We start from the raw sequence: 25079 nt of genomic DNA, 5'->3' as shown, positions 1-25079 counted from the left end.
CAGCTCTCAGAAAGTTCCGCCATGAACAAGATGTTTGAGAAGCGCAAGAAGGCTCGTTCTTCTGCAGGTCGTCGTAAAATTGCGATTGAACCCCTAGAGGAAAGAATCCTTCTTTCGGTTGATCTGATCCCCTACGCGCCGGATGAGCGCGAAGAGGATAACGTCTTTTATGAGCGGCAGGTCGAACCCGTTCAGCCTGAGGTCGAACAGACCGCGCAGTCTGTTGAAGAACAGGCTGCGCGTGAGCTGGTGCTTTTGGATTCCACCCTTGGCGATCTTTCGCCCCTTCAAGCAGCGCTTGCAGATATCGGTTTTGGCGGAGCCGATAACAAGACCGTTGCGCTTGTCGGGAGCAAAGACGAAGCCATTGCAGCGCTGTCCACCGGTGTGCGCTACGATGCCATCCATTGGATTAGCCACGGCTCTGCGGATGGCTTCCAGATTGGTGACACGCTTTTAAGCGCGGATGTTGAGGCTGACGACCCGCTGGTGAATGCGTTGGCACGTGCAATGGGTCCCGACAGCGACCTGATGCTTTACGCCTGTGATCTTGCAGATGGCGGTCTGCCGCAGCGTTTGGCGGTGTTGACTGGGGCAGATGTCGCGGCGTCGACGGATACGACCGGGTCTGAAGGAGATTGGGACCTTGAGGCCGAATACGGGGCCATCGAAACCCAAGAGCTGAATTTGGGGGGCGCAATTGCGGCCCTTGGAACCGCGACGAACCTAGATGAGTATCTGGCCGACGCGCAGACCCCGACGGAGACCGTTGCGGATCTCTTTGGGGCCGGCGGGCTCTACGCTGGAGCGACATTCCCCACATCGACCGCTTGGCGTGACCTTGCCGATGAGGTGAGCTTTAGCGTCAAGGTTGGGAGTGCTGCTGCAGAGGTCTTTACGATCAAAGCGGGCGCTGCGACGGCGGACAATACCTTCACGCTATCGGCCTCAAGTGCGTCAAGCAGCGAGAGCCTTCAGGTTATTATCGCAGGCCGTACACTCAACTTTTCGGCCAATCTGAGCGGCCAATCCGCCCTAACGGCCGTTTTCGCTCAGACTGCCGTGACCTCGGCCTTGGCAAGCTTGGGGGTCAGCTACACCCAAACGAACAGCAATACGGTCGCGTTCGGTTACACCGCAACCGATCCGCTGTCGTGGTTTGGCGGTGCCTCGAGTGCATTGAACGAAATCGTTGGGATCGTTGAAGAAGCGACCCTTACGGCGGGGCGTGCGGCCCTTGCCGCCGAAGTTGCGTTGCTTCCGACGGCTGTGCGCACGGCGCTTTTTGATGAATCTGGCCTGACAGGACCTTACAGCGCGGCGAATGCGGCGCATCTTAGCGGCATCATGGGGGTCATCGCGGCAGGCGATTATCTTGCGGCCACGACTGTTTCGGGCGCGGATATTCTGACCACGGCCGACGTGAACCGTTTGGTTGCGGCTTTCAACGCGGGCGCTGAGACGATCAATTACGCGACCCTCGCAGGGGCGGATGCCACGGACCTTGTGTCCAACATCAAAGCGAGCCTCGCGAATTACGATCAGGCAAACTTCGCCGACCGGCATGAGATTGCAACGAAGCGGATCGTCTCGTTGTTTTCGAAAATTTCGGCGGGTCTGACGCTGGCCTCGCCGGACGAAGCTGCATCGAATAAGGTCGTTCTAGACCTCGCTCTCAGCGGAAACTGGGTGGGCCTGCCGCCGTCGCTCACCAATGGGTTTGGCAAGGTTCAGGGCACGCTTTCGCTGACCAAAGAGATTTCGACCGGGAGCGTCGATGTTCGCCAAGTTGCTGAGCTTGAATTGCGGGCCGTTACGGATGTGTCCGCAACGATTACGAATGGTGCAACGACCAACATTGTCTTGACGAACATACCGAACCTTGCGGTTCCGGCGTCTGTGACTTTGGGGGCGGCCTCGTTCGATGTGCTCCTTGATGCGACAGCTGTTTCCTTGGCCGAAGCCCTTAACGCGAATGCTGATTTTGCCTCTGCCATTGCGGCGGCTGGCCTGACGACGACGGTTTCCGGCAACACGCTAAGCGTTGCAAACAGCACCGGCTCCGATGTTGCGTTCCAGATTATCTTGAACAAAACCGGCGTGCGTTCGGCAACCATCGCGGCAAGCGGTTCACAGGCCGTGGCTTTCGCGGATCGTTCCTCTTCTATTTTGCCCGTACGTTTCCAATTTGGTTCAAAAGTCTTCGACGTTGTTTTGGATACCAGCGCCACGACTGTTGCGGCGGCCTTGGCGTCGAACGTTGATTTTGTGGCACAGGCTGCGGCGGCCAATTTGACCGTTGTCGTCAGTGACAACACGCTCACCTTTACCAACACCGGAACCGCAGCTGCCTCGTTCAGCTTTAATGTTCGTGAAGAGGCAACGCTTTTCGATGGCGCGATTGGCACAGGCTTCTTCGCGCGCGATCCGCAAGTTGATCTTGCCCGCACAAAACTGTTTGTCCGCGCGGCTGGCGGGGAGGCTGATAGCTTCCTGACCGATAGCGCTTGGGTCATGGCGATGCCGTTGGACTTTGGCGACTCTATTATGGGCGCCCAGTTCAGCAACACCTATACCTTTGGCGGGGCAGGTCTGGGTGCCCCCTCGATCGCCATTGATACGGATCAGCTCTATGGCAGTGCCGTTCCATCGGTGAACATGGTCTATGCCAAGCTGAACCCCACCGCAGCGGATACGCCCGTCAAAGCTTGGCTTGATGGCCTGACCTCAAAGGTTTCCTTGGATCACCCGGTTGGCCGTGATGCTTTTGCCCTGCTGGGTCTTCAGCGCGTTGTCGAAGATATGCGCGAGATCACGGCCCCCCTCACCAAAGAGGTTGTGACACCGGCGTCAGATAAATCGCAGACCAATGCGCTGCAGATCCCGGTTTTGCGCGATGGCGAAGCGTTTGTTGATACGCCTGACGCGGGTTTTGGTGACTTGCTGGGCACCAGCGCAACCGCGTCCGACACGCGCACCTTGGCCGAGCGTCAGGTTGCGGACCTGACATCTTTGCCGGAATTGGCGGGCATTGGCGCGCAAGACGGTGAACTGGCCGCAATTCTCGAAGGCTTGTCTGATGCGATCGCGCGGAGTTGGGCTGACCGGACCGAGAATAGTGCTGCCGCTGTGTCTACTGCCCTCGCGGCAATTTCGACAGATTTCGCGCTGGTGGGGCTGAATGGCTATACGGCTGCGAATTTGCTCGACGGTGCGGGCGCAAGCGCGTTTAGCCTGTCTTATGCGGCGGATGTGCTCGACGTTGATTTGACGGGTCTTTTGGTCCGCGAAGAAGCGGGCGTGCGCGCCGTTTGGGGCGAAATCCCGCTTTTGAAGAAAATCGGTGAACGCACGGCGGACATGTCGCTGGGGGCGACGGTCAAGTTCAACTCCACCTACAATGCCAAGCCCACGAACCTGAGTGTCGATCTGGCAGCTGAGGTTGTGTCGGTGGATACCAGTAATGCCGCTTTGGACATCAATTTGCCGGGGGAACCGCGCATTGATATGTCCACGCTGACGCTGGGTCTGTCGCAGGGGTTTGTGATTGGGAGCACGGGTTGGGAACTCGACCCCACTGACACAGATGACGCCGCAACGCTTTCGTTCGCGCTCGACTTCAACGATCCGCGTGGCGAGTTCAACACATGGGCGGAGTCCGTTCTGGACAAAACCTATTCGCTGTCTTTGGCCACATTCAATGACTTGCGCGTCGTGAACACGGGTTACACGGGCCTCTTTGATGGCGCGACCGTGCAAGAGGCGCTTTATTGGCTGAAAATGCGCGAAGCGGACACCATCATGCAAGATGGGTTCCTTGCTGGTTTGTTGGCGATGCCGGAGTTGAAGGGGCTGATCCCTGTTGTCGGCAACAGCATTGCAGAAATCATCGTCAACAATGATCCGACAACAGCAACGCAGGCTGATTTCCAGAACTACCTCGTCAACGCGCTGCAGACCCAGTTTGGATCGTTTGATGAGACCGCAGATCTGTCGAGCCTGATGACCGCGCTGACCGGGGCGGCCAACTACACGGCCAGCTTCAATTCGGCGGATGGTGTCACGCTCGACTTCTCAGGCTCTGCACTCACCCTGCCGCAAATCTTGATTGATTTCTCCCGGCTGAGCACGCTGTTGCTGTCCGGTGCGAGCTATCGCGTAACGCCAATCGCAGCCGCGCGCGTTCGCACGCGTATTCAAGCCGCGAATAACGAGGTGGCTTCGTATAACGGGGGCGCACTCGTCGAAGAAACCCTGACGTTTGACACGTGGTTTGAGCCGCTGGACACCGCTGGCGCGACGGACAACATGTTTGAATTTGACCTTGGTTTCTCGGGCGCCGGGGTTGGGGGCACAACGCTTCAGATCGATTTGGGCGAGTTGGGCAAACAAGATGTTTCCAACCCGACGTTTGGTCTCAAGGTTGCGTTCCGGCCCGAAACGCTTGCCGCGAATGGGCGCTTGCCGGGCGGTGAAAGCCCGCGCCTGTCGCCGCTGGTTTCCGATCTTGAAGGGCAGCACGATATCAGCTTCTCTGTCACGCAGGGCGATCAGTTCCGCGTCACGTTTGACAGCAATGTCACTTGGGCAACGGCGGCGGACATTGGCCAAATTTACATTGACGCCAACGGCGACCAGTTCCGTTTGACCGCGATTGCGGGGGATAGCTCGACCGCCGATTTTCTCCCGCTTGACGGGACAACAGCGCCTGTCGGCGGTTTGACGAATGCCGTTGCCTTCTACGAATTCATCCTCCCGATTGACTATGCCGGTCAGGCCGCAGGCACGACCTTTGCCCCGCGTTTCGTCGCCTCTGGGTTTGATCAGATCGTGGCGGATGATCCCCGCCTGCTGCTTGTGAATGATAGCGAATGGGAAATGAAACTGTTGCTCGACGAAGCCGCGCAACGGTTCAGCGATACGTGGCTGAAACGCGATGGTGCGCTCTCGCAGTTCGACCAGTTGCTGCAGCAAAGCGTTGCATCCGCCGATGGGTTGAGCGGGTTCATGACGCAAGACATCCCGCTTCTCTACGGAAAGAGCTTTATCGATCTGATCGAAGATCCGGATGCGAGCGTTTCGTTCGACAACCTGTCGCAGGTCATCACGGCCCATCTCGACGCGCTGAATGATTATGTGCTGAACGGCACGCCGCTGCATTTCAACGGCACGGATTACAACGGTGATCTTCGCGCCTATGTGGATGATCTGGCGCAGCAATTGTCGGTTATCACGGGGCTGGACGCAGATAAGCTCATCACACTTGAGGTGATCACGGGCAATGATGTCGGTGCCGGGTCTGCCTCGACGGTTCAAGAACTCGAAGACACTTTGTCTGCGGACGGTAAGCTGCTGGACGAAGTCCGCTACCGGATCAAAATCCAAGACCTTGTCACCTATGAGAAAAAAGTCGGCGAGGATTTTATCTCGGATCTCTTTGATCTGAGCGAAATGGGGATCTCGATGACCGGTAGCAACCGGGACATCGATGGGTACGAGTTTGGGTTGAATGCCGACCTCGACATCAACATCGACTTCGGTCTGAAGCGCGATGGCGGCCAGTTCGAGCCGTTTATCGAACTGTCCGAAGTGGCGGGGAACGTCTGGCTGTCGTCGACCGTCGTGTCTGATCCGATGCCGCAGATCACCTTCCGCAACGCGGCGACGGTGACCGTGGGCGATAAGACTTTCTCTGGCCTAACCAACACGCAGGTTCTGACCTTTACGCCGCGTTTTGTTTTCCGCCCTGTGGCGGGCGCGGTCGACTTTTCGGGCGGTATCGCGGCGGATATCGAAGGGGAAGCGAACTTCCAGTTCGGTCTAGACGTGGTGACCGCTGGCGCGGCGCCGATCATCACGGTTGATCTGCTGCCCGGCGCGGCCCGTGACGGTGATCTTTATATCTATACGGGCTCCGGCCCGCTGAACGCGACCGATTTTGCCGATCACCTGATGTCGGACACGTCGGCGACGACCGTGTCGGCTGGCCAGCTTGTTCTCAACGACGTTACGGGCGACGCCACGACCGGTGTCTTCTATCAATACATCGGCACCAGCGATCTGTCGGTCACCTCTTGGGCTGCGGTCGATTTCAGTGACGAAAGCCTTTGGGCCCAAGAAAGCCTGATGAGCCTTCAGGGCATCTTTACCACGGGTGTCGAGCGCATTGAGCGAACGGTTTCCGATATTCTGACCGGAACGACCGGCAGCGGTTATCTGCTGGCGGGGGGCAATACGATTTTGATCACGGCAAATGATGTCGGGATCACGCATTCCGGTTTGAACATCGTCATCAAACCTGCGGACAGCACGGTGTCGGGTCCGGTTGCAACCTTTGATGCCGCGACCGATACGCTGACCCTGCAGTCGAATGCGACGCTGGATTACATCACGCTGGTCGATCTGCTGAACCTAATCCGCGATGGAAACGGTCAGAAAATGTTCACCGCGCAGACCATCTGGTCGCCGCGTTTTGCCGTTGCATCGGACACGAGTATTTTTGAAATCGGTCAACTGCATCCGCTGTCCTTGACCGGACCTGGGGCGATCCGCACGACTGATATCGGCGCAACGGGCAGCGCGCTTGAGCGCATCGCGATCTTTGCGGATGGCACGGTCGAACGTGCTGTGATCTCTGGGAATTTCAACGATAAGAACCTGAACGAACTGCCCGGTGGCATTTCGTCCTTGACCTTCAAAGGCGATATTCGCGCTGCAGTGACCGCGCTTTCCTCTGCCTTTGAGGTTGGGTCTGGCGTCTTTGCAGACCTGTTCGAAGTGAAATTGCCTTTCGCGGGGGAACTCACCATCGCGGATGTGCTGACACGGGCGGAATCCGCAAACCCTGTTTCGATCTCTGAAGCCTTGCGTTTCAATGATCTGATCACCGCGCTCAATAGCGACGCGCTTGACCTCAACACGATTGGCTATGTGGCCGCGCAACTGTCCAAACAGTTTGATGCGTCGCATGGCAATATGGTGACAGACACGAGCCCGATCACGTTTGAATTTGACGTTCGGTCCGGCGATCTGATCATGAATTACCGCCCGACAATCGTGGTCGATTACACGGCCCGCGCCGCGTTGCGCGAAGAAGAACTGGCGGTTCTTCTTGGGATCACCACAGACACACCAGAATACGATGGCGCGCTGATCGATAGCGTTTTGCAGGGCGCGGCAAAGCTTTATGTTGAACCCAATATCCGTGTCTCATTTGCGGCGGATGGCTCATTCAAAATTGGCACAGGCGATGATGGTCGTATCGACTTTACCATCGCAAATGGGGATGCCACGGCGACCCGCTCCGCCGATTTGAGCGCGGCTGACAAACAGATTGATCTGTCGTTCAAAGACACCAACGGTGCCTCGATCGTGCAGAACCTGAACATCGGCGTGAATGGGGACGGCACCGAAACTGCCGACTTTACCATCTCGTCCGGTCGGTTGGACCTGACGGGAGACAAGGGTTCGTTCTCTGTCGCGGGTAATTCGGATGCCGGCGCTTGGATGACGGTGGAAGAGGCGCAAACGGATGTTTCGCTGACGCTCCTCCAAACCGAACTGTCCAAAGTTGAAACGCTCATTGCCACCGCAGATACGCGGACCGCAGAGATATTGGAACTTTCTCAAGATCTGCGCGACGCCCAAGACCTTGCGGCGGAGTTGGTGCAGCGTGCGAAATTGCTGCCAGGGTATTTGGCGGATCCGAGCATAGATCCTTTGGTTGGCGCCCAAACGGACAACCCGGCGCTTGCGGCCCGCATGGTTGCTGCGAACGCGGCTGTCTCTGCCGCACAAACTGCGCTTGCAAGCGCGCAAACCGCTTTGGCCTCGTTAATTGCGGACATCACGGCCGCGAAAGCAAAGCTGGATGTGGCCGGGAATTCGCTGGCTGAGATCGCGCTTGATGCACTGCAAAAATCGGGCGGGGACGCATCGGTTGGTGGGGCCTATGCGACATTGGTTGCGGATCAGACGGCGGCCTTTGACCGGCTTGGCAACACTTTGAACGCGTTGACGGTTGTTCAGGCGATTGATGGCGCGCAAACCGATGCAGAATTTGAAACGGTCAAAGCCTTCCTCGAAATCAAGGCAGAGGTCGAGGCGCTTTTGACCGAGGAAGCCGCGCGTAGGGCGACCTTTGCAGTTGTTGATCAGGCGGCAAAAACGGCTGTTGCACAGATTGGCTTGTCGGCGGCTGATCCGCTGGGCACGGCGACGGCGGTGAAATCTGCGCTTGATGACGCCAAAACCGGCCTGAGCACATTGAACGGGCAGGTGGGGCGTTTGGCGACCTCGGCTGCTGATCTTGTCGCACGCCTTGGTGCATTGACGGCGCCCGCGGGGTCCGAAAGCGAATTGGCCTCTCTGACGGCCCTCGCAACGGCTTCGTCCGCCCACATTTCGACGCTTTCGACCGAGCTCTCTTCCTATGTCACCTACATCACGCAAATCCGCGCGGCTGTAGATACCGAGATGGAGGTCGTTCGCGGTCTCTTTGAATCGGTGACATTGACCGAAAGTGCCTTCAGCGCTGCGGGGGAGGAACTTGTCGCGCTTCTCGCCGAAATGGCCGAGGCTGCAAGCAAGAGCATCGCGGCTCTGGCGACGGGGGCGAGTGCGACCCTTCTCACGCGTGCCCAAGCAAAAATCACGACCCTCTCGGATGGGCTGGATGCCCTGACGGTTGCGCTGACCGAAGTGAAAGCCTTGCGCGATGACGTGTTGGCGGCGGGCGTTGGCGCGCTTGACACTGCGAATGCTGCCTTTGTTGAACTCTTGGGGGCGGGTTCGCCGTTGATCCCGTCCTTGACGAGTGTCACCGCGCGACTGGGGGCCTTGGATGTTGCAGGTCTGGAATCAGATTTGGCGGCTGCCGTTGCAAACTTGACCGCGCTGCAATCGGCGCTGGACGGGGCCGATAGCGCGGCCATCACCACGCTTCTGACAACGCTGACGGGCGATCTGGAAACGGCGGGCGCGACCTATGCCGCCTTGGTTGGTGTCTTCACCTCTGACCGCCTGCCGCAGCTTGACCTGAGCAAATTGGATGCGGTGCTCAGCACAACGGGCGCGACAGCCACCATCGGCTCCGTGACGGATGCGATACAATTGGCGATCAAATCGCAATTGCCGTCTCTGGTGACGGCTGGTGCGGCTTCTGCGGCTCAGAACCTGATGGATTATCAGGCGTCTTCCTTGTCTGACCTGCGGTTTGGCGCGATTGACGGGCTCTCCTCTGTCTTGTTGGGGGAAGGGGCGACCGATCTGGCCAGCACCATCGACATCGCGCTTGCGGCGTTGCTGTCTGCTGACTCCGCGCCGACCGGCGTTTCGGTTCTCTACCAAGACCTTCCTGTCATCGGGAAAAGCTTGGCAGATCTGATCGGTCTTGATGACCAATTGGATACGATCAAGACGATTATCGCCAATGTCCCAGCGAAATCCTTGGGCCAGTTGGACGCTATTGTGGCCAACGCCTTGCCGCAGGGATCACCGCTTTCTGTCGAATTGATCCCGCCTGTTGCGAGCGCGGCCTCCTCGCCGAACCGTATGGGGGTGGTGATCAAGCTTGCGCTTCCGGCTGGCCTGTCGCCGGAATTGACGCTGAACCTCAGCGAATTCACCGAATTCTTCGGGATTTCGACACCGGAAATCCCGCCGTCGGCGGATTTGTCGCTGAACCTCTCGGGGGCTGTTCAATTCCGTGATTCGACCTTCACGCTGACCAAAGCACAGTACACGACCCTTGTGGCGGAGGCCGATGACCTCGGCGAGGCGTCACGTCTGCGGTTGCAAGATGCCAATGGGAAAACCGTTGCTGTCGGCGTCATTCGCACGGTCGATTATCTCGATGCCGCGAATACTCCCCAAGATTTCGTTGAAAATTCCAATACCACGCAGGTCCAATTTGGGATCGAATGGGACCGGGATTTCGACGAGACGACGGCGACGACGATTGTTCATGACTACCTCGCGACCGATCGCACGACAGCCGTTTCGAATACGGTCAACCTAAATGCGCTGACGGCGGTTTATGCCGCGGCGACGGCACCGGTTTTGGCGGCCTTCCGGTTCGAAGTTGATCTGCGCTCCGTTGAGGTTGGATACGCGGGCTATGATCAGACATCGGCAAGTTCGATGGTCGGTCGGAAGATCGCGATCATTGATGAGAATGGAAATGTCACCGGTCGTGGCGTCGTTGCGGGGGTAAGCGAAACCGGTCTGGGCCTCGTGATGAAGTCCGGTTCGGTCGGGGCCGGGGACACGATCCGCGTTCTCTCTGCAGACGGTCTGACGAGCAACGACATCGCGGGTGTGACGCGGTCTTATGAACTCGATTGGTCGGGCCCGAACACGGGATCGGCTGAGGACTGGGTGGGTAAAACCATCAATGTGTTCAACGCATCGGGGACCAAAGTTGGTGAAGGTCGGGTCGTTGCCGTTGAGGGAACACGCATCGCGGTGACGGTTCTTGATGGCGTTCTGCGTGCCGCCGATACGTTGGAACTCAGCGATCAGTCCGCATGGGGAATAGCGGGCTTCGTTTACAGCGTTGGCACTTTGCCGCTTGAAATGGTTGATGAATTTGGCACCCGCGCGGGGGCTGACATCACGCTGGACCTCGGCTCGGATGACGCCAATCCGGGTGTTTTGTTGGATTTCCAAACGAGCCTTGTCGGCGCGACCTCGGTTCGCGTGAATGTCACCGGCGGGTCGAACACAGAGGCATTGACCATCGGTCGCGCGGCCATCCGCCTGAAAATGGATGACGGTCTGCCGGATTACGAAGGTATTGTGCCCGCGTTTGAAGCCTCTCGTCTGAAGCCCGTTTCGGCGATTGAATTCGCCTCCGACGTGGATCTGGATGTCTCTGCCTCCATCGTTATCGCGGGGCAAACGATCACTCTTGACGATCTTGGCACGGCGACCCTGACCGCGTCTCTCAAGGACGGCAAATTTGGTCTGCCGCAATTGGGCTTTAGCACGGGAACGCTGATTGATGCGATGCGCTCGCAGCTCGCCCAAGCGAGCACGTTCACCTCTAATTGGTCTGACATTTCGACCTTTGCAGATGGGTTCGAGGCATTTGCGGAAGCCCTGATCGGTGATCTTGATAGCGACAATGGCCTGATTGACCTGACAATTCCGGGGGTGGGTCAGTCCATCGAAGATATGACGGGTTTGAAGGACGCCTTGCGCGTTGCCATTCAAACGCTCAAGGACGCGAAAGACGAGGCTTTGGATTATGGTGCAAGCCTGATCCATAGCGCGATGACTGATGCGTCAAGCCCGTTCCGGTTTGCCCCTGATGCGCTGCAAGTCGCGCTGTTGGAAGGCAACACCGATGTTGGTGGGTTGAAAGACTCCGTCATCCTGACGATGAAAGGGACCCGGCTGATCGAGGGGGAAATCGACCTCGGATTTGATCTGAGCGGTTTTGATATTTCCAACCTTGAGGCTTTGAAGTCGCTTCTGGGTTTGAGCCAACCTGATCTGCTGAGCATCACCGCGCTCGACGGAAGCCTGCTGCGTTATGCGGTGTCCGTTGATCTGGATGTTGCGGTCGAACTAGGTTCGGATGCGAGCGTCAAGTTCGTCAAGCAAGACCTGTCGACGGGCAACTATGTTGATCTTGTCGATGAAACCGTTGCGCCGCTCGCGATCCGCGCGCTTGCGGACCTTGGCCCGACTGATATCTCCTTTGCGATTGATGCGGGCAGCCTTGGCAAATTTGGCCTTGTTGCAGAAGACTCCCGGTTTGTCTTTGGTAAGGAGTCTAATACCACACCTGACCTAACAAAATCGCTGGCAGATCAGTTGCGTAGCAAAGGCGCGCAGCTTGACTTCACCGTAACGGATAGCTCTGGCACCCAGTCCGTCGGCACCAATACGGTTGGCGGTTTTGGTATGGGGCTCGCCCTGTCGCGTGCCTTTGGTGAGGCGCTTCAGCCGATCAGTGAATTTTCGGCCGCCCGCATCGCGGGGGATCTCTTGCCGCGTTCTGCGGCAGATATTGCCAATGGGCTGACACTTCCCGAGGTCAATATCGACTTCTTCGAAGTGCCCGAAGATCTGAACCTGCGGAGCCTGTTGATGCCGCAGTTGGACGACTTTGCGTCTTTCGGCATGTCCGACCTGATCAATATGGTCGATACCGCCTACAGCTGGGTCTTCGGGGTCGATTATCCCTATAATTACACCGGCGCCGCGATTGTTACGCCGGTCTTGAATGCGGTGACTGCGCCGAGTGGCAGCGACCTGACGGCAGAGCTGCCGTTCATCGGCCAAACCATCAATGATCTGCTCCCGTTGAACCAGATTTTCACCTCGGTTCACCTCGCGTTGGAAACCGCAGATCAAGTTGTGAACAATCCGGGCGGCACAATCCAAGAAGCCCTGCTGACCATTGAAAAAGAGGTCAATAAGGCGATTGCGAAAGTTGCCGGTTGGGATAGCCCGCCGGTCTTCTCGATCAATTTCTCGACTCTTTCGGGGAATGTTTGGACAAGCGGTATCCCGCACCGCGCCTTGGAAATCGCGCTCGATTTTGACAACGCGATTGTGGCGCAAAGCGCGCTCAGCCTTGATTTAATCGAGGCTTTGGGTCTGGCCGCCGAGTTGGACGGTACGTTCGGCCTCACAAGCGATCTTTCTGCGCAACTTTCGACTGGGGTTGGTCTGTCTGGGAAACTCGTTTTTGGTGGTGCACTCTCTGAAGATGCGTCGCTTCAAAGCCTCGGGTCTCTTCAGGGCGCATCGACGCTGCTTGATCCGATCCTCTATATCGGGAGCGCGTCGAACTTGTCGCTTTCGTTTGGTGCTGAGGCGTCGAACGTCGATGTGACGCTCGGCTTTGACATCGACGGAACCCCGTTGAACGCAAGTATCACGGACGGCTTCATCGGTCTGACCAATGCAGCCGGGGATGCGGATGCCTCGCTCACCTTTACCTTGACCTCAGATGACAACCCAGAGCAGGCGTTCTTCCTGCTTGATAATGGTGGGTTTAAGGCCGCGGCTGGGGCGGTTACGGCTGTTGGCACAACTGCGGCTTCGGCAACATCCAAGCTGGCGCGGCTGACGCTTGATAGCGCCGTGGCGCCGGGCTCATCGACCCAGATCGTCAACGTGACTTGGGCGGATAATCTCGCCAATACGCCAAGCGCGACCAATGCGGAGTATGTCGCGCTTGGCACGTCGCGCGTGGGGATCGTTGTCTCTGGGGCCTCGCAGTTCCTTGTCCAAGAAACCGGTATTCCGTCAGGCCAGACCTCGGCTCTGTCTGAAGGGGATACGCTGCAGCGGGTTATCAGCGGCGCGACCTTTGATGTGTCGAGCGTGTCCCGTGGCACAAACCTCGCGACGCTGACCCTTACAAACGGCACGGCCGCCCTCTTTGATGGCCTTGACCACGTTCTTCTAGAGATCTCGGACGGGGCGACGGGGACGTTGCAAGTGCCATTGATGGTTGTTCTTCCGTCGGATCTTTCGACGAATACCATCGACGTTGTCTTACCGGATGATGTGCTCACCCATGCTTGGGGCGGCGCGGTCAAGGTGCATGCGTTGACCCCGCTGGCGACCTTGGTGGAGCCGCCGGATGTCCGTGATTTCGACGCCCTGTCTTACATCTACGATGTGACCATCACCGGCGCCGGTGCGGTGTTCTCAGACGTTGCCAATGCGGCAACGCCGGAAGAGGCAAGCATTACCTTCGGCGCAGGCTCCGTCCAAGGCCGGGTGCTGGGTGTCAACGGCGATACGCTGACCCTCGTTCTGGATTCACCGGTTGACGCTATTCAAGAAACGCTGGCGAGTGGGGATGCTGCGGCTGTAAATGCGCTGCTGGCCACTTTGGCGGTGACCCAAGGGAATGCGCCGGTCTTTAATCCGTCGACGATCCGCCCGGCTCTTGATGCGGCGTTGACCGTTGATCTGGTGGCCAAGGCCGACCTTGTTGGCCTAGAAATTGGCACGCTGCAAAGCGCGCTGGATCTGGCGGACTTTGCGGATCTTGCCCTTTCGGGAACCCACTCGATCACTGACCTCTTTGCGGATCTGCGCACGAGTGGTGGCGGGACGGTTGATGGCATCTTTGATCCCACGAAAGCCGCCGCGGATATTCGCGCTTACGTCGAAGGCTCACTGACCTCTGTCACCAATGCAATCGCGCGTTTGAACCAACTGACACCGGCACAGCTGATCGACTATCTGCGCACGGGGATCGTGTCGTTGATCGAGGGTCAGGGCGCGGGCGCGACGGTTCTCAATGCCGATATTCCGTTTATTAATCAGTCGCTTGATGATTTGACCGGCCTGTCTACGATCTTGCGTGATGTGCTTGATCTATTGCCCCCAACGCAGAGCGGCGGCAGCGATCTCGACCTGAATGTTTGGCTGGACGCCGTCGCGAATACTGTGGGTCTGCCGAGTGGGTTCCTGACGCTCGAATACTCTGAGGATGCGACATTCCCGGGCCGTTGGATTGTCGATATCAACGTGAATTTCGACCGCATCGTCCAAGACAACCGGTTCATCGACATTGTTCTGGGCGACTTCGGCGACCTTGGGCCGATTTCTGGCTCCGCGCTCGACGACGGTATCAATATGAACCTCCGCATCGATGGTGCGGCACAGCTCAACCTCGACCTGCAACTCATTGGTCAGGGCCTGCTTCCTGTTGAACTGCGCATGCTCGAAAGCTCCGAGCTGTCGGTGGGGGCGGGGCTGCGCTTGTCCCAGACCGCCGAAGAGAACATCGGGCTTTCGGCGGATGTTGCGGGTATGCTGAACACGCTCGCGGGGTCGAGTTCCTTCTCCCCGCAATTTGCGATGGTGGGCGGGTCGATGTGGCTGTCTTCCAACGCGGAAGCGCAAACACAGACGCTGACCCTGAAACGCCGCGACGCAGGCCTCACCGCGTCGACCTTTGCGGTCGGTCAGTTGGTCACATCGGGGACGGGCGCGAGTTTCGATCCGGCGACTGCAAAATTCGGCATCGTCAAATCATGGAACCATGAGACGGGTGTTCTTGAACTGCTTGCGCCCTCCGCTGCGATAAGCGGCGGCAATCTGAACGTCTTTACCGCGGCGGACAAAGTCGCAACGGTCGATGCGGTCACGGGGCAAGTGAGCGCTTCGGGGTCGTGGAAAACGGTTCTGTCGGTCAATGCACCGGAGGGCCAAGACCTGCGTGTTGCGGTCGATCTGGGGGCTACCGGGATCGACATCAGCCGTATGTTGCAAAGTGATGCGCGTATCGCTGCTTTTGATGCCAGCGGGAACCAAATCTGGGTTGGGGATGTCACCACGACCGATATGGCAGACGTTGCTGCGGGCGATGCGACGTTGCTGGTCAATACCCTTGAGGGGGATCTCGTCAGTGCGGCCACCGGGACGACGACGTTTGACCGTGTTGTTGAATTCGAAGATGGCTCTAACGCCACAATGAGCGATCTGACCCGCGCGAATGTCGCGGATAGCGCTGTCGATAGCCGGGTGATTGCCGAAATTACGACTGTCGCGCCGCAGCCTGATCTGTCGATCCGCTATCGCGTCACGTTTGAAAGCGGCACGACGGATGTGCCTGCGGCGATGGTCGGCGGGCATTATGTCGATCAATCGGGCCGTTGGTTCCGCGTCGATAAGGTTGAAACCGGCGCGGTGTGGATCACGGCTGTCGGTCACACCGGGGCGCCGTTGGCGGGGGGCGCGCTTTATCGTCCGGTTGTGACCTTTACCAGCAACACGGCTGTTGATCTTGGGATGAACGGCAGCGTGCAGCGCGTCAGTGGTCTGGGCGGGGCGCCGATTGGGACCTGGCTCGAAGATCTGCGTCTGGTCCAAGATGCAAACAACGCTTGGTTTGAAATTGCCGCCTTCAACGCTGTCACGGGAAGCGTTGATCTGCGTCCGCTTGATCTAGCAGCGGCGCCAACGGCGACAGGCAACCTTTCCGGTGTGGCGCTGAACAGCCTTCTCGGGAGCTTGAGCGCAACGCCGACGCAACTCGCGGATCAAGCGGGTATTTCTGTGAGTGTGCAGCGCGGCGATAGCGCGGGCCTTCGCACCATCTCAAATGCGCCGATTGATAACGCTGTGCGTTTTGCGGCGGGGTCTGATCTGCTGCAATCGCATGAAATCAACAATGTCTTTGTTGATGCGAACGGCAATGCGTTCCGTTTGGACGCCATTGATGCGGACCGTATGGGCGGCACATTCACCTCTATTGGTGGCTCGTTCGTCGCGACGGGAACGCTCGTGTCGGCAACATTGGATGTCGTCAGAACCGAATCCGCTGAAGTGGGCGGTCTGGCCGCGCAGAAAGTCAAAATCGCGAATACAAATGCGATTGTCGGCGATTGGCTGAAACAAGTTGAAAATGGCAAAGTTGTACGGCTGAGCGATGGCACGGCGACCTTCCTCGTGGCCTCTTCCGATCCTGTCGAACAAACCATTACGCTTCTGCCTGCCGATGGTGTCTCGAGTGTGATCGCGCCGACGTCTTTGACCTATGGCATCGAGCAGGGCTATGTACGTCTGCCGCTGATCCTTGGGTCGTTGACGGTTGATTCAGCGTCTCCGTTGCAACCGCGGACCTTTGAGGTGACCGACCCATCGCTCCTCAGTGCTGACGGGGGACGCGTTGTCGAATTGGCGATTGGCGCTGATGGTCTGGTTTCCAATGTTGTGTCTTCGCGCGTTCTGGCGACCATCCAAAACGGTTTGATTTCCGGCACCACGCTCGCGGCTGGCGTTGACAGTGGCGCGATCCTTGATGGTGCTTCGGCGTCCTTCTTCGATAAGGCGGGGGTGAGCTATTACGCTTTGGCGGAGGACGGAAAATCCGCCGCTGCAGATAGCTGGATGTCGATGGCGATCACCGTCGCACCGACGACCGTGATGGATGCGACCACCTTGCTGGTGTTGGGGGCTGATGGCACGACGACCACCAGCATTTCGAGCGCGACCGCGGATAGTCTGAGCTTTGCTTTGACCAAAGCGGAAATGGCGACCTTGTTCAGCGCTTTGGCGGAAGGGGCGACGCTTCGGATCTCAAACGGCTCAACAACAGAAGATTTCGCGCTGTCGGATGCCACTGCCGCGCTGACGATTGTGAATGACGCTGACGCGGCCACGACGCAATATTTCGATGGCGGCAAAGCGGGTCGTTATGTGGTGACGGGGGATGCGGATAAGTCCATTTCCGTCGATTTGTTGGCGGCCTCTCTGCTCTCCACCCCGATCAGCAGCGATGATTTCGCGCTCTATACTTTGACGGCTCTGACCAAAGCCGTCGGCGCGGCGACTACGCCTGCCGCCTCGAGCTTGGGCAAGGTTGATCAATTGGTCTTTGCATCCGGCACCCGGTTGGCAGTTGGTATGGAGGTCAAAGACAGCGTCACCGGGGCAAGCGGGATCGTCATTGGGAAGTCGCTTGTCGGTGGCAACACCAACGTGCTGGTGCAGCGCATTGGCACCACGGCATTTGGGGCGACCTCCAACTTGACCGTTGTGGCGGATGAAATTGGCTACGACGCGGATATGTCTGCCAGCATCGGTATCTTCTTGCCGATGATTGCCAGCCTTGGCGGTGATCGTGCCGTCGGGATTCTCTCCGGCCGTGCGGGCCTTGATGGGGCGACTTTCGCGACACCAGAGCTGACCGTTCCGTCGACTTTGGTCAACTTCTTGCAAGCCAAGTACGATGCGATCGTGTCTTCGGCGTTGAACTCGGTCGCGAACCTGTCGGCCCTGTCTTATGGCGATATTGTTGGGGGTATCGTTTCTGCGATTGACGTGCTTTTCGGCACAGATGGCAATGCTGGCCTGATCGATCAAGAAATTCCCTTCGTTGGGAAGTCGCTCAATGAGCTGATTGGGCTGGACGGTATTCGCCAGCTGATTGTCGATCTGAAATCGTCGGGTGCACAGTCGCTCGACGCTGTAGAGGCCGCGCTGACCGCCGCGCTGGCCCCGTTCAACGCGACAGTCAGTGTTGTCTTCACGCCGATCACAGAAGCCGGGCAGAGTGGCCCGACCAAGATGAAAGCCGCGATTTCGATCACCGGCATGCAGCTTGATGAAAGTGTGCGTGTCGATGTGACCGATGCGGATCTTGAGGCCGCCCTTGGCGTTGATCTTGGCCCGCTGAGCTTTGAAGGTGGAGCCGAAGCGCGCGTTCAAGCGAATGCCAATTTTGCCTTTGATTTGGCGTTTGGGATCGACCCTGAGACGCCCATTGGCGAGACGCCGAACTTTGAACTTTATGTCGGCGATGGCAGCGGCTTTGCGCTGAACGTCACCGACTTCTCGCTCACGCCCACGGGGTCAACGACAATAGACCTTGGCTTTGCTGAGGGCACGGTAAGCCTGGGCGCCGCGGCGAAAATTGGTGTCGATGCGGGCACCATGACCATCGAAAACATCAATGAAACCGCCATCGCACCGGCAGATTTGCAAGCCCTTGTTGGCAAAACGCTTGTGCAAGGCACCAGCGTGTTCCGCGTGTTGGCCTATCGCGAGGATACCGTCGGAAACAACGGCACACTGTTGATCAAACGGATCAGCGGTCTGCCTGTGGGCGGTGATGCGACCCCACTTGTGGAATACAACGTCACTGGCGGAAGCTTTGGCAACCGTGTGGTTCTGGATGGCAGCAACGTCTATTTCGATAGCTGGTACGAAGACCTGCCGAGCTACACCACCTCCGCTGGGTCGTATTTCAGCGGGTTTGGCACGCTGAACACGACTGCGGCCCTGAATGGCGAAGGCGTGGTGCGTCTGTCTGACGGGACATCTGTTGGTGTCATCGGAACCACGGCCTTGGCTGAGGGGCTCACGGTCGACGAGTTCGCATTTGACGCGCAAAGCGGTTTGGCTGCCGTGAAAATGAGCGGCGCGATCCCGGCATCTATTGCTGTTGGGACAGGCGTTTATATCGCGGGTCTCGAAGCCATTGTGACCTCGTTGGATGGTGCTGACGTTCTGACCGTTGCCTTCATTGGCGCGGTGCGCCCGGTTGCACAGGGCGTTGGCGTGCGCGTTGAACTGCCGGTTGGCGGGCTGACCCACGATGGCAGTGGCAATACGTTCGCTATCGCTTCGGCGGCGTTGGTTGACGATAGCGACGCAATCCGTCTGGGGCTGACGATTGGGGCCGATCCGACCTCTGCGGCAGATATCAGCACGCGCAATACCGCGTTCAATGCGTTGCAAGTTGGTCAGATCATGTCTGGCGCGAACGGTGCGAAATTCCGCATCGTTAATGTGGATGTTGCCTCCGGTCTTGTTGATCTTCTTTGGCTGCAAAGCGATGCGAGCGCGCATGACGTTGTCTATGCGAGCGGTGCCGTCAGCTTGACGGTTGATGCGGTCGCGACCGAGGTTTCTCAAATGAACCTGACCGCTGAGGGCGTGGTTTATCTGTTGAAATCCACGGTCACTGAGGCCGCACTTGATGCGATCAAGGCCTCTCTCAGCGATGGGCTCACGCTCAACGGCGTGGCGGTTAATGCGAATGATCTGAAGTTCTCGAAAGCGAAACGCACATTGACCGTCAACTCGACGGCCAACCAGTTGAAAACTGGGGCACCCCAAACGGTCGTTGCGACACCAGCGGCGCTTGGTGCCGCGAATGTTCTGGCATCTGCAGCCGCAGAAGATGTTGTTCACAACCCGCTCTCCTTCGCTTTGCGTGTCAATGCGCCGACCGAAAACGATTTGAAGACCATCACGAATACCGTCGCGCTGAGTGATTTCGCGAATGGCGATGTGCTCTTCCAAGATGGGGTCGAATTCCGTGTGGATGCGCTCAATCCGGACTCGGATTCTGCCACCAATGATCTGACCATCACTGCGGTTGATGGGTCTTCGTCGCTCGATCTGACGAAGAAAGTCATTATCGGGAAAAACGGTCGTTCGGTTGAATTGGCAGCCGCATCGGGGAATGACTTCACGCTGGTGGGGGGCACCTACATCCCCGTGTCGAGCGCGACGGGCATTTCGCCTGAACTGTCGACCATGTTCTCTGGCGCGGGCGTTTATGCGAACCTGCCGCTCGACATCACGGGGGGCATCGGTGGGGTCGACCTGCCGACAATCGAGATCCCGTTTGATTTCGACTTCTCGCTGCCGTCCGTGAATTTCGGCATCGCGGGGCTGCTGCCGACCTTGCCGGGCCTGTCGCTGCCGTCGCTCTCGGGGATTTATCTGCCGAGCCTGCCGGATATGCCGACCTTGTCCCTGCCGGCTCTGCCGTCCTTACCGAGCCTGCCGGACTTCCCGTCGTTGATCGCCTTCCCGTCGCTGCCGGACTTCAATTTCGAACTGCCGACGCTCAACTTTACGTCGCTGTTTGGGGATCTGAATATCGGTTCGTCGCTGACTGCGCTGATCGAATTGGTTGAATCTGTCACCGATGACGTGATTTCCCCGTCAGGGATTTCGAACAAGGTTCTGACAACAGAACTGCCGCTGTTGAACTTCTCGATCGACAGCAAGTTGGGGCTTATCCCCGTGTTCCGTGTTATCAACGAGGCGGTGACCTCGCTTGATGATAACCTGCTGGAATTGCAGTCGATCCTCGACAAAGAGTTCGAGAAACTGGGCTTCGACGCGGGCACCGAAGGGCAGCCGCGCGTGACCCTGAAACGGATCGACTACAACGATCCGACAGGCTCCGGCGAACGCAACGACCTCGTCTTTGGTATCGACATTCGCAAGCAGGTCGATCTGGACATCGACCAGACTATCGACATCCAATCCTTGATCGGTGAGATCAACGGCATTGATGCCTCTGTCGCGAGTGCACTCGACCAGCTGTTCAAGCTTGAAGGCAATTATGACGGCAAACTTTCGATTGCGGCGGGTCTGAAACTCGATCTCGGTCTCGACCTGAATGATGTGACCGATCCGAAGGCCTTCATCGGGAAAGAGACGAAACTGCTATTGGATGTCGGCGTTGAGACGACCTCCGCCTCGATGGAAGCGGCGTTCGATGTTGGTGGGGCATTTGTGTCCGTCAGCACGTCTTCTGAGGCGGCGGCTGAGGCCGATAAGCTGAAGATCGGCATGGTCAATTCTTCAACCGGCGCCACTGTCGCCATCGAAGATGCGACCTCGTTCTTGGCCTTGGGCTTTACCTCCAAAGGCACGGCGGTTGGCGATAAGCTGATGGCCTCGGATGGCTATGATCTTGATCTGACCTCCGAAGAGCGTCTTGCCGTTCAAGTTCCGGTTCTTGGCGAAGTTACTGTTGGTGCGCTTGAGTTCGGTGCGCGGGTTTTGGACTTCAAACTGTCGCTCGATCCGCAGGTGATCATCAGCAATGGTAGCCTCACAGGGGTGACGCTGTTCGATACCGCCAATACGATCACTGGCTTCGATGCGCTCCGCGCAAATAGCTTCCTTGCGGCGGCCTATGAGTTCTCAGACGAGTTCTCGTTCGACTTTAATGTACTGAATACGCTTGCAAATATCGCGGCACAGCCGGTGTCGTTCACCATGCTGTTCGACAACCTCTACACCCTCGTAAATGGCATCAACACGGCGCTGACCAGCTTCGATGTTCCGTTCGTGAACGAGACCTTGGCAGAGCTGATGGGGATTGATGCGCAACTGGCGAGCATCATCGGCAATGATAGCGACCCATCGTCGATCCTTGGTGTACTCAACGATTTGAAAGTGTCGACGCAGCCGGGGAATGCGAACGAGAATGCCTCTGTCTCGTCGCTGATTGCGCTCTTCTACGAAACTCTGCTGCAGCAACCGGCTGGCACGAAGACGATGACTGGCATCGTCTTTGAAGCGCGCTTTGTCTTCGGGCGCGATAGCGACGGGGCATTGGTTGCCAATCGCCTTGATATCGATTTCTCGATCGACATCTTCAAGTTGCTTGGCGCCTACGGCGTCACGGTCCCCACAACCTTCACCAAAACGATCCGTCCGAGCGATTACCTGCCGCGCAACGAGCTGAATGCGATGCGCGCCTTGGGGATTGATGTCGATGTCGAGATGGACCCGATTGACCTGCAGTTCGCCTTTACAACGGGCGTCCAGGGCGGCGTTTCGGTGGCCATTGGGGGAACCGTTGCGAGCCCGACATTCTCGACCACATTGAAAGCGGAGTCGGGCGTCTTTGTCGGCATGGCCACCCGTGCCTATATGGATGAAGCTGTTCTGTCCGCAGGGCTGACGTTTATCCCCGGCGCAAAGCTTTCGGCGTCGATCGAAGAGGCGACCTTTGCCATCGACGGGGATGGTGCCGTTCAGCGCAATGCCGTTGGCAAGTTCGTCGATACGGATTTTGCGAGCATTCGCTATGTCACCGAAACCGATGTCGCGCAGGGCGGCACGATTTCCCTCAAGCTGAAATCGACGGGGCGCGCCGCGCTCATCTTGCCGGTGTACTTCCCCGTTGGCACCGCTCTTACGGGGTCAAGTGCGGCTGTCAACGGTGCTTTCATCACCGATGAAGCCGATCGCTATGCAAAATATGCCTCTGACGATGCGGACGGTTACGGTGAGTTGGTCGATTGGATCAACGAGGGCGGCGCGTCCTTCGCGCGCAACGCGATCTTTATCGGCTATGACCTTGGCAGCGATGACCTGATCGCAGACAGCCTGATTGGCAAAGATCGTCTGTATTACTACGTCCCGAACCCTGTCCCGCAACTGGGTCTGGGGATGTTTATTCAAGACCCGCTGCTGCTTGTTGATGGTCTGCGCGGGATGCTGGATGCGCTGGATAAAACCATCCGCCAAGCGCCTTTGTTCAAGATGGACCTCCCGTTCATCGGCGATGCGTTGCGGCGCGGTGCGTCCTTCATTGGCTCGACCCTTGTCGACCCGGTGGATGATGCCTTGGGCGATCTGCAAAACCTCATCCGCACCGAGAAATCCAAGCGCGATGGCGAGTTCACAACGGTTGATCTGCTGCAATACGCGCTCTTCGATCTCTTCCAGACCATCGAAGATGCGACGGGTGGCCGGATTGATTTCGTTGCCGAAGATGGATCGGCAATCGTCACCTATGACGATGTTGATGTCGTCTTGTCCGACGCCTTCGACGATCTAAAAATCGGTATCCGCGCGATGGGGGATATCTTCGACCCGATCCGTGTCGATATCGACGTGACTGGCGCTATGCCGGGCCTGCCGCTCTCGTTCGACTCGGATGCCGTTATTACGCTGGGGATGCAATATGACCTCTACCTCGGCTTTGGTGTCAGCTACATCGACGGCGCGCTCGACTTCTACATCGACACTTCGCGTCAGAATGAACTGATCCTCGAAGCCTATGGTGACCTCAACGACGATGCTTATATGAAAGCGTCGTTGGGCTTCCTCGATTTCGAGGTGACGAACCTGCTCAAAGACGGTCACAAGGAACTGTCTGCTGCGCTGACCGTTGACATCAAAGACCCGAATGCGGGCAAAGGTGGTCGTCTGGATGATGGGCGTCTGTCGCTTGTCAAAGAACTGCGCGGTGTCAAATTCAAAGAGGTTGTGGATGCGCAATTCAAAGCGCGTGCAGAAGTTAGCCTCGCGCTTGTCGGCTCGTTCGGAGGTTCGACGCAGTTCCCGCGCTTCCTAACCGATTTCCATTACAGTCAGATCTTTGCCGATATCAACCTGACCACGGGTGTGAAGCAAAGTGCGTTTGGTGGCACGCCGAACGTTGTGCTTGCCGATATGCGCCTCGACCTTGGGTCTTTCATTTCCGAGTTTGCAGGGCCGATCCTGAAAGAGGTGAAGAAGATCACCGGGCCAGTCGGCGATGCGCTTGACCCCATTCTTGATCCGCTGCCGGTCATCTCGACGCTGATGGGGCGCCCGACCTCTCTGCTGAACATGATTGAGATGTTTGGCGGTGCAAAGGCTGCCAATTATGTTGCGTTCTTCAAGGTGGTGAAAGGGATCATTGACCTGATCAATGCGCTGCCGAACCCCGATGACGCGAATGGTGTGATGATCCGCTTTGGCGATTATCAGCTTTCCGGCGGCAGTCGCGATGCGCGCAAACAGCAAAAATATGACTACAACGCTGTTAAGAAAGAAAACGGCAACAAGTCGATTGACCCGGTCTCGCAGGCATCGACGGGCAAATCCAACTCGTCCTCCACGCGCCCGACGTCTGACACCAGCACGAAGAAGGCCTCTGCAAAATCCAAGGGCTTCCTCAACAAATCGAAGGCGCTCGAAGGGCTGCGCTTCCCGATCATAAATGATCCAGCCACCGCCATTGGCCTGTTCACCGGCGCAAGCAATGTTGACCTTGTCGTCTTTGACCTGCCGGAACTCTACGTTGAGGGGAAAGTCAGTAAAGACATCTGGATTTGGGCGCCGTTCCTGTCTGCAACATTTGGCGCGGGGATCTATGCACGCGTCAACCTAAGCTTCGGCTTCGACAGCCGCGGTCTGAACCTGTTCCGCGACAGCGGGTGGAACAACCCGGAATATCTGTTCTTCGGGCTCCACGTGCGCGACTGGAACGATGACGGTTCGGAACGTATCGAGCTTCAAATCGGGTTCGAGGTCTTTGCATCCGCACAGATCGGTGGCGACTTTATCATCATGTCGGTGAAAGCCGGTGTTGCCGGTGGCATTTTCGCGACCGTCAATTTTGACATGAACGACGTTGCAAGCCGCGAAGGGACTTACGACGGTAAAGTTTATATCGACGAACTTGCTTACATGATCCAACGCGATCCGCTGGGTCTCTTTGACATCAGCGCCGAGGTGCGGGCAAAAATCTGGGCCTTCGTCGAGATCAAGCTGAAGCTTTTGTTCGTGACGATCACCATCTTCTCGAAAAAAGCGACACTGGTCGATGTCGTGTTGTGGCGGTTCGACTACCACAAACACTTCCAACTCCAGCCGCTGGGTTACGTTGATAACGGCACGCTCTATGTCTACACCTCTTCGGGTGCGGACCGTATCACCATTCACGAGACGCAAGACGGTCGCGTTATGGTCGATAACGCAGGCGACCTGCAGCGCTTTGACGATGTTGTGCGGGTTGTCATTGACGGGGGGGACGGCAATGATGAGATCATCATCGCAGACACCTTCAC

Annotated in this window: 1 protein-coding gene (only partly in view); it reads left to right on the top strand. The window is 57.6% G+C overall.

Features of this window, described 5'->3' with window-relative positions; genetic code table 11:
• Positions 1–21: 21 nt before the first annotated feature.
• Positions 22–25079: the 5' portion of a DUF4347 domain-containing protein gene (locus tag CRO18_RS00105; RefSeq protein WP_097080633.1), read on the top strand. It continues 17494 nt past the right edge of the window; only the first 25058 of its 42552 coding nucleotides appear in the window; its start codon is at positions 22–24; the stop codon falls past the right edge of the window.

The sequence above is a fragment of the Rhodobacter sp. JA431 genome, from assembly GCF_900217725.1.
In the GTDB taxonomy this organism is placed as follows: Bacteria; Pseudomonadota; Alphaproteobacteria; order Rhodobacterales; family Rhodobacteraceae; genus Rhodobacter; species Rhodobacter aestuarii.
The sequence above is the reverse complement of the archived record's forward strand: the minus strand, read 5'-3'. Positions and strand labels throughout refer to the sequence as shown.